The organism is Microcoleus sp. FACHB-831 (assembly GCF_014695585.1).
GTDB lineage: Bacteria > Cyanobacteriota > Cyanobacteriia > Cyanobacteriales > FACHB-T130 > FACHB-831.
This window is the reverse complement of record NZ_JACJON010000057.1, coordinates 184,870-199,668: the sequence shown is the minus strand read 5'-3', so window position 1 is coordinate 199,668 and position 14,799 is coordinate 184,870. Positions and strand designations below refer to the sequence as shown.

The 14,799-nt window shown below is 46.7% G+C and carries 11 protein-coding genes and 1 pseudogene; 6 read left to right on the top strand and 6 right to left on the bottom strand.

From position 1 onward, the window contains the following. From H6F77_RS27580 to H6F77_RS15475, 4 genes are all read right to left on the bottom strand, one after another. Positions 1–201 (bottom strand): hypothetical protein (locus H6F77_RS27580; RefSeq protein WP_206753470.1); only part of this gene is annotated, 201 nt, incomplete at its 3' end. Positions 202–311: 110 nt separating this feature from the next. Then, complete coding sequence (locus H6F77_RS15485; RefSeq protein WP_190489576.1) at positions 312–791, bottom strand: Hsp20/alpha crystallin family protein; 480 nt, start codon at positions 789–791, stop codon at positions 312–314. Positions 792–1,112: 321 nt separating this feature from the next. Further along, positions 1,113–1,616 (bottom strand): Hsp20/alpha crystallin family protein, encoded by a 504-nt coding sequence (locus tag H6F77_RS15480; protein WP_190489575.1) that lies wholly within the window; start codon positions 1,614–1,616, stop codon positions 1,113–1,115. A gap of 286 nt (positions 1,617–1,902) precedes the next feature. Further along, a complete protein-coding gene (locus H6F77_RS15475) occupies positions 1,903–2,436 on the bottom strand; it encodes an Hsp20/alpha crystallin family protein (protein WP_190489574.1) in 534 nt (177 codons plus the stop codon). Positions 2,437–2,708: 272 nt separating this feature from the next. Here H6F77_RS15475 and psaC point away from each other — a divergent pair, with 272 nt between their 5' ends. The 6 genes from psaC (at position 2,709) to H6F77_RS15440 (ending at position 10,970) form a co-directional block, all read left to right on the top strand. Further along, positions 2,709–2,954 carry a photosystem I iron-sulfur center protein PsaC gene (gene psaC / locus H6F77_RS15470; RefSeq protein WP_190489573.1) on the top strand — a complete coding sequence of 82 codons (246 nt, stop codon included), beginning with the start codon at positions 2,709–2,711 and terminating at the stop codon, positions 2,952–2,954. 189 nt (positions 2,955–3,143) lie between these two features. Beyond that, positions 3,144–5,297 carry a glutamine--fructose-6-phosphate transaminase (isomerizing) gene (glmS, locus tag H6F77_RS15460; protein ID WP_242022174.1) on the top strand — a complete coding sequence of 718 codons (2,154 nt, stop codon included), beginning with the start codon at positions 3,144–3,146 and terminating at the stop codon, positions 5,295–5,297. 119 nt (positions 5,298–5,416) lie between these two features. Beyond that, positions 5,417–6,220 carry a class I SAM-dependent methyltransferase gene (locus H6F77_RS15455; protein ID WP_190489572.1) on the top strand — a complete coding sequence of 268 codons (804 nt, stop codon included), beginning with the start codon at positions 5,417–5,419 and terminating at the stop codon, positions 6,218–6,220. Between the two features lie 473 nt (positions 6,221–6,693). After that, complete coding sequence (locus H6F77_RS15450) at positions 6,694–7,560, top strand: ADP-ribosylglycohydrolase family protein (RefSeq protein ID WP_190489571.1); 867 nt, start codon at positions 6,694–6,696, stop codon at positions 7,558–7,560. A gap of 246 nt (positions 7,561–7,806) precedes the next feature. Then, positions 7,807–10,344: an HD family phosphohydrolase gene (locus H6F77_RS15445; RefSeq protein ID WP_309228858.1), complete on the top strand. Its 2,538-nt coding sequence runs from the start codon at positions 7,807–7,809 to the stop codon at positions 10,342–10,344. 14 nt (positions 10,345–10,358) lie between these two features. Next, entirely contained in the window at positions 10,359–10,970 is a 612-nt protein-coding gene (locus H6F77_RS15440; RefSeq protein WP_190489569.1) for an adenylate/guanylate cyclase domain-containing protein, read from the top strand. Here H6F77_RS15440 and H6F77_RS27920 read toward each other — a convergent pair. After that, positions 10,967–11,080, bottom strand: a pseudogene (locus tag H6F77_RS27920) (carbohydrate ABC transporter permease); the annotation flags it as partial. The gene H6F77_RS15440 and the pseudogene H6F77_RS27920 sit on opposite strands and share 4 nt — an antisense overlap. Positions 11,081–11,245: 165 nt before the next feature. Further along, positions 11,246–14,707 carry a CHAT domain-containing protein gene (locus tag H6F77_RS15435; RefSeq protein ID WP_190489568.1) on the bottom strand — a complete coding sequence of 1,154 codons (3,462 nt, stop codon included), beginning with the start codon at positions 14,705–14,707 and terminating at the stop codon, positions 11,246–11,248. Positions 14,708–14,799 lie beyond the last annotated feature (92 nt).

Sequence of the window (14,799 nt, the reverse complement as noted above, 5' to 3'; positions counted from 1 at the left end):
TGGGTCGAGGCAATGCTCACTTCCATTGGCAATAAAAAGCCTTTTTATCAAAGGGGCATGAGAGCTATAACCCTTATCCAACAAGCGCTTTAGCCTCGTTGTCACCCCCTGAAAGATATTTGTGTAGGGGGAATCGCGCCTACTTTTGACGAAAGCATTAGCCGCAGCGCGAGCGCCCTTTCCCTCCCAAAAAAAAGCCACTGAGTTTTTCAAAAAACTCAGCGGTTGGATATTTAGATTAACAAGCCGTAGCCTTGAATAGGGAAACCCGACTAACCTAATTGTTCCTAGCCGTTGTCGTTATGCATCGCTTAGTTCGATGCTGCTTGCTGAACATCAGCCGCAGGCTGGTTGCTCTCTCCCAAGTTGAGCCTGACAACTGTACGCCGCGCTTCGGTTACTTTGGGCAGAGTCAGTGTCAAAATGCCATCTTTGAAGTCAGCCTTGGCTTGCTCGTTCTGAATTGCAACGGGCAGAGGAATCACGCGCTGGAAGCTACCGTAGCGGAACTCGGAACGGAAGAAGCCTTTTTCTTCGGTCTTGTTCTCGAAGCGATGTTGGCCGCTAATAGCGATCGCTTCTCTCGTTACCCGAACATCGATATCCTTGGCATCTACACCAGGAATTTCCGCCCGCAAAATTAGATTTTCCTCAGTATCTTGCAGTTCAATTGCAGGCTTCCAGCTATTTTCCAAGCCGCGATCGCTTCGGGCCAATTCATCGAACATTCGATCCATTTGACGGCGCAGAGTTTCAATTTCTTGGAAGGGTTGCCAACGAATAAGAGCCATAACTCAATTACCTTTAATTTATAACGACTAAATGTTTGGTTTGAAGTCTTTTAATGGGACTCATCTTTTAGCTCCCACTCTTATATAATGTCTCGTAATTTCGGTTAAGCCAGTGAGGTAAACCGAATTTAAGCAGTTGGCTTTCCCCAACTAATAATCGCTATTTAATTCGGTGCTTTGTTGACTGGCTACATAAAAAATAACCGCTGATTGTCAGTATCTGACAACTCAGCGGTGGGCTGTTTAGATTAAGAAGCTGTAGCCTCTACTGGGGAAAAGGAAATAATTTAAATTAGCTTTAAATTGTTGTAGCGATCGCGCTTAGTTTGACGCAGCATTTTGAGGTTCAGCAGCAGGCTGGCTGTTCAACTGTGGAGCAGGCTGGCTGCTATCGCCTAAGTTGAGTTTAACTACAGTACGCCGCGCTTCGGTAACTTTAGGCAGTGTTAGCGTCAAAATGCCATTCTGGAAATCAGCTTTTGCCTGCTCGTTCTGAATTGCAACGGGCAGAGAAACGACGCGCTGGAAGTTACCGTAGCGGAACTCGGAACGGAAGAAGCCTTTTTCTTGAGCCTTCTTCTCAAAGCGATGTTGGCCGCTAATAGCAACAGCTTCCCTCGTTACGTGAACATCAATGTCTTTGCCATCTACGCCAGGAATTTCCGCCCGCAAAATCAGATTCTCATCAGTGTCTTGCAGTTCAATTGCAGGCTTCCAGGTAGTTGCCGACTGCCGTTCGCTTCCTGCTAGTTCATCAAACATTTGATCCATTTGAAGACGCATGGTTTCAATTTCTTGGAAAGGTTGCCAACGAATAACAGCCATAACTTAGTTACCTCCAATTTGTAGCGACTAAATGCTTGGGTTGAAATTTGATTAATGTAGTTAAGCTTTTAGCTTCCACGTTTTTATAATGCCAAACTCATGCGGTTGAGTCAGTGAGGTAAACCGAACCAGTGAATTGGTCTTTTCCCAACTGGGGAAGGAACATTACAAAGGGCACTTCTAGCCACAAACAAATAGCCGCTGAGTTATCAGATAAAGACAACTCAGCGGCGGTGTTTAGATTAAGAGGCCGCTAGCCTCTATAGATAATATAGAACCGAGAGAATTAGTCCCAAACGCTAGCTAGTTCAGCGGGTTTGGTTGCTTCGGTGTTGTTAGCTTCAGCAGCAGGTGCGTCGGCGATCGCTGGAGCGGCGTTGGTATCCTCTGCTAGATTAAGCTTGACGACGCGATCGCGAACTTCCGTTACCTTGGGCAGAGTTAGGGTCAGGATGCCATCCTTAAATTCAGCCTGTACGCGATCGTTTTGAACGTAAACTGGCAAGGGAACCACGCGCTGGAAATTCCCGTAACGGAACTCAGAACGGAAGTAGCCGCGCTGTTGTTCCTTCTTCTCGTAGCGGTGTTCGCCGCTAATTACAACAGCTTCCCTAGTAACCCGCACATCCAAGTTTTTAGCTTCTACACCAGGAACTTGCGCCCGCAAAATCACGTTTTCTTCTGTATCTTGCAGTTCAATCGCAGGTCTCCAGTTCACTTGAGTCTCACCATTGACGGTTGACATTTCCTCGAACATACGCTCCCTTTGACGACGTAGGGTTGTGGTTTCTTGGAAGGGTTGCCAGCGAATAAGAGCCATAAGTAAATGTCCTCAGAGTGCTTTGCTTTTGTTTACAAATATTTAATTGCCACTCCTCTATGATGCGTTGGCTGAAACCTATAGTCAGTGAGGCAAACCGCCAATTGGCGGGGTACTTTCCAACCGTCCGTTAACCGTATTTTGCAAGATCGGTTATTAAGGAGTTTGAAGTTCTGTAGCCTTTTGGAGAAGCGGAATCAAGGCCTACGGTAAACTAAGCCAAGATTTGTCAGTCTCGACAGTAGAGAACACTCGTTTGGAGCAGTTATTCAATGTCTCATAGCGTCAAAATCTACGACACCTGCATTGGCTGCACCCAATGCGTCCGGGCATGTCCTACGGACGTTCTGGAGATGGTTCCTTGGGATGGCTGTAAAGCCGGCCAAATTGCCTCTTCACCTCGCACAGAAGACTGCGTGGGTTGCAAGCGGTGTGAAACTGCTTGTCCCACCGACTTTTTGAGCATCCGGGTTTACCTGGGAGGCGAAACGACTCGCAGCATGGGTCTGGCTTACTAATAAGCAGACTTGAAAACACTTTTAATCAAACCGAAGTGCAAGTAGCAGAGGGAGCAAGTTGCTCCCTCTTTTTTTAGCGGAGGTGGAGTCTTAGTGCTGTAAAAGGGTAAATGGGTTAAATGTTATTGACGGTTCTGCCTTAGCCCTTGTAGTTTTTAGATTGTGTGGTAAAGAGGAGCGCTTTGATATATGTGCGGAATAGTAGGCTATATTGGCACTCAAGCGGCGACGGAAATTTTGCTCGCAGGATTGGAAAAACTGGAGTACCGGGGCTATGATTCAGCTGGAATCGCCACAGTTTTGGAAGGTGAAGTCCACTGCGTCCGGGCCAAGGGCAAACTCCACAACCTGCGCGAAAAACTAGAGGCAGTTGTCAACCCGGCGTGTGTTGGCATCGGGCACACCCGTTGGGCGACGCACGGCAAGCCAGAGGAATACAACGCCCATCCGCACATGGATACGGCAAGGCGCATAGCTGTAGTGCAAAACGGGATTATTGAAAACTATCGCGAGTTACGAGAAGAACTCAAACAGAGGGGACACGAGTTTCGTTCGGATACCGATACTGAGGTGATTCCCCACTTAATCGCCGACCTGATGGCGCAGCAAGCTGATTCTTCAACTTCTAACACTCAACAGTTTCCGTTTTTAGAAGCGGTTAAGCAAGCTGTGGGTAAATCTGATTCAGACACAGAGGTGATTCCCAACTTAGTGACTGAACTGATGACGCAGCAAGTTCATGCTTCAGCTTCCAACGGTCAGCAGTTTCCGTTTATAGAGGCTGTACGCTCTGCGGTGAATAAAGCTGGTACGGAAACAGAGCGAATCCCGCAGCTAATCGCCGACCTGATGGCGCAGCAAGTTCCGCCCCCAGCTTCTGGGAACCATGATTCTCGGTTGTTAGAGGCGGTGCGACAAGCTGTGAATAAACTGCAAGGGGCATTTGCGATCGCGGTTATTTCTGCCGACTACCCTGATGAACTCATCGTTGCACGGCAACAAGCTCCCCTAACAATCGGTTTCGGTCAAGGAGAGTTTTTCTGCGCTTCGGATACTCCCGCACTCGTTCCCTACACCCGCGCCGTTCTCACTCTAGAAAATGGGGAACTGGCGCGGCTGACACCAACTGGCGTTGAAGTTTACAGCTTTGCTGGCGACAGACTTAAAAAAACTCCCCGAACTCTTAGCTGGAATCCTGTTTTAGTGGAAAAACAAGGATTCAAGCACTTCATGCTCAAGGAAATTTACGAGCAACCAGGGGTAGTACGCGCTTGTTTAGAAGCTTATTTTGACTCTGATTGGAACCCAGGAGCCTCCCAGTCGCCAATTAAGCTAGATTTACCCGATTCACTCTACGAGAATTTAGAACACGTTCAGATTCTTGCCTGCGGTACAAGTTGGCACGCGGCGTTAGTGGGGAAATATTTGCTAGAACAGCTAGCTGGGATTCCCACTATGGTGCAATATGCTTCCGAATTCCGCTATGCACCAGCGCCTTTAACGGCTAATACGCTCACCATTGGCGTCACGCAGTCTGGGGAGACGGCTGATACCCTCGCGGCGCTGGAGATGGAAAAACGCCGCCGCTATGGTAAGTCGGCGGAATATCAACCGCGACTGTTGGGGATTACCAATCGCCGGGAAAGTTCCTTAGCTCATTTGGTTCCTAACATTATCGAAACCCATGCTGGAATTGAAATTGGTGTAGCGGCGACTAAAACGTTTGTTGCCCAATTAATGGCGTTTTACTGTTTAGCGTTGGATTTAGCCTATCGGCGCAGTATGCTGTCGGCGTCGCGGCTAGAGGAACTGTTGGTAGGCTTGCGGCAGTTACCAGCATTGGTTGAGATAATTTTGGAGAGTCAGGAGAAATATATAGAACAACTGACGCACACTTTCGCTGAAACTAAAGATTTTATCTTTTTGGGACGCGGAATTAACTTCCCGATTGCATTGGAGGGGGCGCTGAAATTGAAAGAAATCAGCTATATTCATGCGGAGGGATATCCTGCTGGGGAGATGAAGCACGGGCCAATTGCGTTGTTGGATGCTAAAGTGCCCGTAGTAGCGATCGCCATGCCTGGTAGCGTTTACGAAAAAGTGCTATCTAATGCCCAGGAAGCTAAGGCGCGGGATGCTCGTTTAATTGGAGTTACTCCACTAAGCGATCGCGAAGCTGCGGACACTTTTGACGACCTCATCCCCGTTCCCTCTGTTGAAGAGTTGCTATCGCCTATCCTGACAGTAATTCCTTTGCAGTTGTTGGCTTATCACATTGCAGCGCGGCGCGGCTTGGATGTTGACCAACCGAGAAATTTAGCCAAATCTGTGACAGTGGAATAATTTTCTAGAAAACAAGTACCCCACCCTGCTAGACAAGGTGGGGTGCTTCTTTTTTTAGGATAATTATAATCAATTGATATAGGTTTTTTAGTAAAAAACTAATTGATGAAAAACAAATTATGGAAAATTTAGAACAAAGAAAAAGTTTGTACAACGCAGTAGCAGATGCCTATAATAACGCAAGACCTCGCTATCCTAAAGAGCTAATTAATCGCGTTCTAGAGTTAGCCGAACTTCCTTCAACCGCGCACATTCTTGAAATAGGATGCGGGCCTGGGACTGCAACAACAGCGTTTGCTCAATTGGGCTTTTCCATGCTATGCCTTGAGCCAAGCGAACAAGCTTGTCAACTAGCGCGACAAAACTGTGCGACGTATCCAGATGTAGAGATTGTAAATACTACATTTGAGGAGTGGGATCTACAGCCTGAGAAATTTAATGCCGTTCTTGCAGCGACTTCGTTTCACTGGGTTCCGCCAGAGATTAGGCATCCAAAAGCTGCGGCTGCACTACAAGACAAGGGTTATCTTATTTTGCTGTGGAATACGCCACCTCAACCTGATTATGAAGTTTACCAAATGTTGGATGAAGTCTATCAAACTCACGCTCCTTCAATTACAGGATATGAAGAGAGAAAGACTCACGAAGACCATCTCAGAAAGTTTGGAGAAGCTGTTATCGATTCAGGTAAATTTAAAAATTTAGTCTCCGAACAGTTGACGCCTAGATTGACCTATAGCATTGATGGTTATATTTCTCTTTTGAGTACTTTATCGCCATATATTAGGCTAAATACGCAGAATAGAGATGCTTTGTTTAAAGGTTTAAGGGAAACGTTAGAGATGAACTCAATAATTAGTCTCGAAACTTCCTATCTCTCAGTCTTTCACCTTGCCCAAAAAATTAGTGTTTTAGAGCCTTAATTTAACTGTAGGGGGATAATTTTTTAGCTTATTAGGCGGCGGGTAGCGCGATCGCCTGTTACAGTAGATTTATATATGCGATCGCAACGTTTCTCACTCTAGAAGGTTATTCCTATTAAGCTGAACTTTGATAAAATAAAATACTAATTGCAGCTTATTGATAGCAAAATTTGCCAAAAGGTAGGAACGATCCCCCCTGGCAATTATGCAATTCTATTTGCTAACGATGATATGCGATCGCGCCTTCACCAGATCGTGCCTACCGGACGATATGGGATAGTTCGTGAATAAAATATCCTTAGCTGTGTCGTTGATCGTCGTGGACAAAGCACAACCGGGGCTGAGTTACGCAGCGATCGGCTTTCGGTTAGCACTTTCCGCCTAGTAGCTAGTACGAATTTAATTGCATTTACGTGTAGTACCAAGCGATCCCTCCTGCAATCGCTCTGAAGCTGTATTATAGTAAAGTAATTATGCGCTACTCTTTATTAAGTCGGTTTCAAGGCACTTTGCTGGGTGCAACACTAGGATCGAGTTTGTCGGGTGGCCAAGGGCAGCATCAACAGCCATCCATCTGGGGCAAAATTGCCGTTCTAGGAGTTCAGAGCTTGATTAAGTTGGGCAGATTCGATCGAGAAGACTGGCGTCGCATCACTAAGGAAGCAGCAGAACGAGAAGCGATCGCTTCAACCCCAGAATCGATTATTGCCACGCTTCCCCTAGCGCTGTTTTCTCACGAATATAAAGCCAAACTGCGGCAAAACTTGTTTCAAGTTGCAAGCCTCTGGGAGTACGATGCCGAACTAAGTGACGCAGCGCTAGCAATTGGTTATGCGATCGCTCAATCCCTCCGAGAAAAACTCAACCCCGCAACTCTGATTCCCAAAACTATTGCCTTTCTGGAAGATTCCCATACGCCTCTAGTGCAGCTACTTGAACAAGTGCAAGCATTATTAGAACAAGGCGCTGGCTTGGAAATGGCTCTTAGCGTTCTGCGTCGGGAACAATCTGTAATAACTTACCCAATTGCCTTAGCCTTTTATTGCTTTCTAAGCACTCCAGAAGACTACCGCCTCAGCATAAATAGGGCTGCCCGTACAGCACCATTACCTCAGATTACCTGCGGCTTAGTCGGCGCACTGTCTGGCGCATATAACAGTACGGCTGGCATTCCCTTGGGATGGCGGCTTACAGCCAATACGCAAGAGCAATTATACATTTCACCTCAACTTACAGACAGCCTCTTTGCCGTTTGGTCGGGTGTATGCGACGCATCTACATCTGAAGCATTTTATCCTAGTTATGCTATTGCAGCTCCCCGCGTAATTCAGCCCCGATGATGATTTAGTAACACGGAGAACAAAGGTTAAAATTTTACAACTCAGTTCTCGTGTTTCGGACAAAGGTGTAGACGCTGTAAAATCTGGACTCGTTGCCTAAATCATGTGCGGCAACCCCATATATTGTCCAGAAAGCAATTACCGTTCGTTAAGGAGACGTTGATTATAAGAAGCCTAGTTACAGCCAGCAAGATTCTCGCTTCCATCGCTCCTGCCGTCTGAAACGGCAGCCACTCGATAATGAAAATGCTGAACTTATTGACGCAGCAGTTCGAGGAATGGCGACAAAGCGCTAAAAGCGCTACCGCATCGCTACCCCAACTGCCGCTTCGCTTGCTGTTTCCATCCAGGGTATACGACAATCTACCAGCGCGTGCTAGGCAGCACTATACGCCAAACCCGCCGACCAACTCAAGCAAGCACCGATCCTCGCGTCCGCCAGTTGTTTTACTGCTGGCAGTGGTGTCCCTGACAGGTACGATGGGGCATCGCTTTTACAATCCACCAAGGCTTGATGTAGGGAAAACTGCGCCTGAAACCATCAAAGCACCAAAGGACGCCAGCGTTGAGGATCTCAAAACTACTGAAGAAAAAAGGAAAGACGCTCGAACTGGTGCTGTAGCAGTCTTGATGATGAATCAGGATGTCACTCAACAAGTGTACGAGGATGTGGAGCGATCGCTCAGTTATGGCGACGAAATCCGCGACATGGCTGGCGGTTTTCCGGTTGTTCCCACTACAGTGTTGTCTTCTGCGGCACAGATCGATCTGCGTAACGCCTCTGAGTCTGAGTGGCTATCCCTGTTAGCAGCAACTAACACCAGGAACGGACAGCTAACGCCCAAGAAGCAAGAGACGCCAACAACCTCACTTCCTGGCGTACAAGGGCAACCTCCGAACGACCAAAATCAAGAATCCCTGTTTACTAATTCTTCCTTGCTTGGCATTTCCTCTGTATTTAATGGATCTGTCTCACCAGCGCTTACCGAACTAAAAGCTTACCGTCAGACGGCTTCTCCCCAAAAGTGGCAAGAATTAATTGACAGCATTACAGCAGCCAGACAACGCTACGCGATCGCCCGCGCCGCACTTGAAGCAGAGGGTAAATCAAAATCTCGCTTCGACGCCTCGCTTCTAGATATCTCCAATAATGACTGGATTTCTACACAAATGGGCGTCCGCGAGGCGGCTACTCGCATTCTTAGCCAAGGCATCCCCCCAGGATTGCCTCCTGAGATCTTAAAACCAGCCGTCAGAATTCATATAAGTTCCTTGGTTCCTAGGGATGCGGAACCTATAGCAACAAGTCTGTTGGTAGAACTCGTAAAACCCAACTTAATCGAAGATAAAGAACAAACAAAACGACGCGCAGAACAGGCAGCACAAGCGGTTAAGCCTGAAATGGTGACGATACGGGTAGGAGATCCGATCGTCCGGGAAGGTGAGATCATCACCAGCGCAGATTTTATACTCCTAGAACATTTCAAACTCAGCCAAAGGGGAATCAGTTGGCGAGGTATTGTTGGGTTTGGCAGTTTGGTGTGCGTCGGGGTTGGTGTTTTCTGCTTCGTGCAACGACGGTTTAACCCTCACTTGCGCCAACGCGACCAACTTTTGGTGTTGCTGCTAACTTTGAGTACGCCCCTGCTAATGCCTTTGGGCGTGTTTTATACTAACTTGGCGGCAATTGGCCTGCTAGCAGGCAGCTTTTACGGTTTTCCTGTAGGGGCGACAGTAGTAGGGCTGCTGACTGGGGTATTAGCGATTGGCTTTGAAATCAGCTGGGATTATTTGCTTGCTGGTGCTGCTGGTGCTACCTTGGTTAGCTTGATGTCTGCGAGAATGCGATCGCGTGAAGAACTCGCTCTCTTGGGCATCGCTGTCGGTTTAACTCAGGGCGGCGTTTTCTTAGTTACAAATCTTATTATCAGCGCATCTGCTGGTGCAGTGTTGTATACGGTGCTACAAGAAGCCGCTTTATACGGTCTTTCTGGTTTGGCTTGGAGTATTGTCGCCCTCGGTCTTAGCCCTTACCTAGAACACTTGTTTGACCTCGTAACGCCTATTCGTTTAGCGGAATTGGCTAACCCGAACCGCCCCTTGTTGAAACGTTTAGCTGCTGAAACTCCCGGCACTTTTCAGCACACTTTGTTTGTCGCTACGCTTGCAGAAGCAGCCGCCCGCGTGTTGGGCTGCAATGTGGAACTTGTTAGGGCAGGTACGCTATACCACGATATTGGTAAAATGCACGACCCGTTGGGATTTATTGAAAATCAGATGGGTGGCCCGAACAAGCACGATGAGATTAATGACCCTTGGAAGAGTGCTGAGATTATCAAAAAGCACGTTAGTGAAGGGCTGGTGATGGCTCGCAAGTATCGGTTGCCCAAGGCAATTCGAGCTTTTATCCCAGAGCATCAGGGAACGATATTGATTGCCTATTTCTATCACCAAGCACAACAGCTAGCCCAGCAAGACCCGACTATAGAGCTGCGCCAGGAGGAGTTCCGCTACGACGGGCCAATTCCTCAATCGCGAGAAACTGGGGTTGTAATGCTGGCGGATGCTTGTGAGGCAGCATTGCGATCGCTCAAGGAAGCTACTCCCGAACAAGCACTCTCCACCATTAATAAAATACTCCGCGCCCGCTGGAAAGACAACCAACTACTAGATTGCGGTCTAACGCGAGAAGACTTATCAACTATTGCTGAAGTTTTTGTACAAGTATGGCAACAGTACAATCACCAACGCATTGCTTATCCTAAAGTAGTGACTTGCAAATAGAAGATCTACATACTATGGCGCATCCTACCAACAACTCGCGAACTTACCTTAACAGTCTGCTTCAGCAAAGGAACGAGCATCCCGAAAACCACTCAGAAATAGATCGACAAATCCAGGAAACTTTCAGCCAAACCCAAGCCATCATGGTGCTTGATATGTCTGGCTTCTCGCGCACGACTCTCCGTTATGGAATTATCCATTTTCTCGCTATGATCCACCGGATGACTGCCGTTGTCGCTCCCGCCATATCTGAATGTGGCGGTACTATTATTAAACAGGAAGCTGACAACATATTTGCTGTTTTTCCTGATGTTTCACCCGCCGTAGACGCTGCACTTGATTTGCTCAAACGCACAACTGCTGTAAACACCATGCTGCCAGAGGAGCAAGACATCTACCTCAGCATCGGTATTGGCTATGGCGAAGTTTTAATGGTCGAAGAAGAGGATATATACGGGTCTGAGTTAAACTTAACCTCGAAGCTGGGTGAGGATTTGGCTCAACGAGGAGAAGTTTTAATTACACAAGCCGCTTTTAACAAGCTACAACCGCCTGCTGAGAAATGGGAGAAGCTAGAAATATCAGTCTCAGGCATAGAGTTGATCGCCTATAAAGCAAAATTTTAACCTTTGACGCCGCTACCCGCATCTGTCGGTACGATGTACTGCTGTAGTAATAGAAAGACTAGCAACACTGGTGCAATAGAAATAACAGAACCCGCCGCAATTAGTCGGAACCGCTGTTATGCGGTAAAATAAAGATACGGTCAGAGAATCGAATTAGTTCGCCGTCAATATAGCGGTACAGAACACAGAGTAATACCCGGAATAAGATTGATTAATTTGTTTAACAGGAAAGTTGGTGATTTATTGAACTGTACGGACGATCGCTGTTTATGAGATCAAACGCGATCGCCCTTGTTCGGCACGCTATATGTAGTGTGCCTGCGTAAGTCCTGATTTGTTATCTCTCCCTGACAAACCCAAGCACCCCAGAAAAATGGATGTTCAAGCAGTCTAAATTCTTGACAAGATAGCTGATTTTTTGGTAATAGTTTTAATGTCAAAAGTTCATCGATTACCTCACAACCGAGCGGAAATTGTTGCAATTCTTCGATCGTAATTCTGCGAATATAATTTTGCGCTTCTTGTAACGCATCAACCCGTCTTAAACCGCCCTGCAAGTTATCAAAAAATCGCTCCATTAGTAGCACGGTTGCTTTGACGGGAACTGACCACAAACTCATTACCAAAGTTTTCGTTCCAGCGACAGCAAAAGCGCGACGTAAACCGAATACGCCTTCACCATTTTTGATATCACCAATCGCAGTTTCGCAGGCAACTAAAATCGCGATCTCATTATCCCATAAGTCGATACTGATGATATCTTGGGCGAACAGAAAACCTTTGCCTGCTTCTGGCGGAAGTTTGCCACCTTTTAGCCAAGTTTCGGCACCCGCAAAGGCAAGCCCTGAACGCATCATCGGGTTTTCCACTAGGGTGGTGGTAAAGCGATGTGTTTCTGAATTATTCGGGTTGATTTTATTGATGATTTCCGGTAATTGCTTGGCGAAATTGCGTAACCAATTGGCGCTATTTTCGTCATCGTTGGCAGCTAGATAAGTGGTGACATCTGCCATGATTTCCGGCAATTTTTCATCTAGCAATTGAGGGTGTTTTTGTAAGATTTCTCGTTCCTCACCGTCGGCACAGTTGAGGAGTTGAGCAATTAAATTAAGATAAGCTGGTTGATTTTCTTCGGCAAAGTAACCGTGAGTGGCAATCATCAACAAGCGGGGACATTTACTGCTAGTGAGAATAGGTTCTAAAGCTTCCTGTTGCAGATAGGGTTTAACGCCGAGTTTTTCGGCAACTCTTTCGCCTAAAAAACCTGTTTCCGGTACGGCTTCAAAAGTAGAACTTAAAGCTGATAATTGGGGAGGTAGAACCTCCCGGAATGCGTTCCCAGGTTGAACCTGGGAACGAGGAGAAGAATGACTGAAGTCCTTACTACTAACGGATAAGTTAAAATCTGGATTGGCGATAATCAAAGCATCAGAAACAGGACGGTTTGTTTCCACTTTTCGCCGCAGGATATCTCGCCCGACACTCAGATAACTAATAGTGTATTCATCCATGAGCAATTTGTCCGTTTCTGGCATCGGTAATATCTGAAACGGTAGCAGGTTTAAGTTGCCATCGGGTGCAATAAAGAAATGTTTGGAAACTTCCGAAACCTGGGTTCTTAATTCAGAAAGGATAGAATCGAATATTTGTTGACGCAGTTTTTCCCCGACATCTGCATTAGGATCGGAAATTTGTTGAATCGGTTTTTCCCCAACATCTGCATCGGGAGTTTTCGTTTTTTTTCTATTGCCTAGCGAGTTACTAGATTTCACAAATGCTTCTCGAAAAACTCGAATTAACTTATCAATTGGTTCTGCTTTTCCTAATTTAATCATCTGCACCGCATCTGGTTGTTGGGCAGGTAAGATAAACGCTACATATTGGGCAGTTTGCCATCGCGTTTTTTCTGGGGCAGTAAAATCAAATAGATTGAAGCGAACAAATTCCACTAAAGTAGAACCTGACGGCAATTCCAAAGCGACGGCGCGACGATCGCATTCTTGTTCTTGCAGTTGAATTTCCGGGACTTGGGATGCCAGTTGCTTTTCTAATTGTTGGCATTGTGCTTCTAATTCGGCAAGCTTTTTTTGCTGCGCTTTTCGCAGAGATTGGTATGTTTCTACGGGAACTTTTGGATCGGGGAGGGGTGGATCGAAGGTAAGATGAACGAGTTCTGCTTGCAGGCGGCGCAGTTGAGTAAATTCTTCTTGCAAGTGGGGATAGCGTCCGCTATATAAAGCATAGTTGAAAGCAGCGATCGCAGAAGCGCTGAGGGACTTGCGTTGCAGCACTACATCGAGGGCAATTTGCACCGCTTCTGGGGAGTCGGAAAGGTAGCGCCAGACGAGGGAGAGTAAACCTTCTAATGTAGTTCTGATCGTATCAAGATAGGTGAGGCGATCGCGTTCGGAACTGTAAGCAAACTGGCGGCGAATGATTCGCCCTTCCATTGCTGCTGCTTGCTGTATCAGTTCTAGCGCTTGCGTAGGGCGATCGGTAGCTGCTAATAAGCCTGCCAAATTGTTCAAAATGGATGCCTCTTGGGGATGATCGTCCTCAAATAGGCGCTGTGTCATCGCCAGTGATTGTTGGAACAAAAGTTCCGCTTTACTGTATCTGCCTTGGGAGTCGTAAAGTGATGCCAAATTATTCAAACTTTGTGCCACATCGGGATGATCGCCTTCAAACAGGCACTGTCTCATCGCCAGTGCTTGTTGGTACAGGGGTTCCGCTTCAGTGTATCTGCCTTGGGAGTCGTAAATTCCTGCTAAATTGTTCAAACTGGTTGCCACATCAGGATGATCGCCCTCAAATAGGCGTTGAAGCATCGCCAGTGCTTGTTGAAACAGAAGTTCCGCTTCGCTGAATTTGCCTTGGGATTCGTAAAATGCTGCCAAATTGTTCAAACTGGTTGCCACATCGGGATGATCGCCGTTAAACAGGCGCTGAAGCATCGCCAATGCTTGTTGGTACAGGGGTTCAGCTTCACTGTATCTCCCTTGGGATTGGTAAAGTGATGCCAGATTGTTCAAACTGGTTGCCACATTGGGATGATCGCCCTCAAATAGGCGTTGTCTCATCGCCAGTGCTTCTTGGTATTTTGGTTCCGCTTCACTGTATCTCCCTTGGGATTGGTAAAGTGATGCCAGATTGTTCAAACTGGTTGCCACATTGGGATGATCGCCCTCAAACAGGCGCTGCAACATCGCCAGTGCTTCTTGGTATTTTGGTTCCGCTTCGCTGAATTTGCCTTGGGAGTCGTAAAATGCTGCCAAATTGTTCAAACTGGTTGCCACATCAGGATGATCGCCCTGAAACAGGCGCAGCCACATCGCCAATGCTTGTTGAAACAGAAGTTCAGCTTCGCTGAATTTGCCTTGGGAGTCGTAAATTCCTGCCAAATTGTTCAAACTGGTTGCCACATCAGGATGATCGCCCTCAAATAGGCGTTGTCTCATCGCCAGTGCTTCTTGGTATTTTGGTTCCGCTTCGCTGAATTTGCCTTGGGATTTGTAAAATAGTGCCAAATTGCTCAAACTGGTTGCCACATCAGGATGATCGTCTTGGTAAAGGGAGAATGCCAAATCTAAAGCTTGTTCGGCAATTACTGCTGCCTCATAGAACTTACCTTGCTGATAAAGTGTAAACGCCTGTAGGTTTAGCTGTCGCCAAGATATTTTCCCGGCAAACTTTTGTCCCTGTGTCGCCAAATTTCCCAACCAATTAATTAATCCCATTGTTTTCCTCCCAATTTGAATCTTGCACTCTTGCCAAAAACCGATATTTTTGCCGTCACCTCAATATTCCATCAAAATTATTGTTTGAAAAC

Coding starts and splice junctions, on each gene's coding strand:
- glmS (WP_242022174.1), top strand. CDS start 3,144: ATGTGCGGAATAGTAGGCTATATTGGCACTCAAGCGGCGACGGAAATT.
- H6F77_RS15455 (WP_190489572.1), top strand. CDS start 5,417: ATGGAAAATTTAGAACAAAGAAAAAGTTTGTACAACGCAGTAGCAGAT.
- psaC (WP_190489573.1), top strand. CDS start 2,709: ATGTCTCATAGCGTCAAAATCTACGACACCTGCATTGGCTGCACCCAA.
- H6F77_RS15450 (WP_190489571.1), top strand. CDS start 6,694: ATGCGCTACTCTTTATTAAGTCGGTTTCAAGGCACTTTGCTGGGTGCA.
- H6F77_RS15485 (WP_190489576.1), bottom strand. CDS start 791: ATGGCTCTTATTCGTTGGCAACCCTTCCAAGAAATTGAAACTCTGCGC.
- H6F77_RS15440 (WP_190489569.1), top strand. CDS start 10,359: ATGGCGCATCCTACCAACAACTCGCGAACTTACCTTAACAGTCTGCTT.
- H6F77_RS15445 (WP_309228858.1), top strand. CDS start 7,807: ATGCTGAACTTATTGACGCAGCAGTTCGAGGAATGGCGACAAAGCGCT.
- H6F77_RS15480 (WP_190489575.1), bottom strand. CDS start 1,616: ATGGCTGTTATTCGTTGGCAACCTTTCCAAGAAATTGAAACCATGCGT.
- H6F77_RS15475 (WP_190489574.1), bottom strand. CDS start 2,436: ATGGCTCTTATTCGCTGGCAACCCTTCCAAGAAACCACAACCCTACGT.
- H6F77_RS15435 (WP_190489568.1), bottom strand. CDS start 14,707: ATGGGATTAATTAATTGGTTGGGAAATTTGGCGACACAGGGACAAAAG.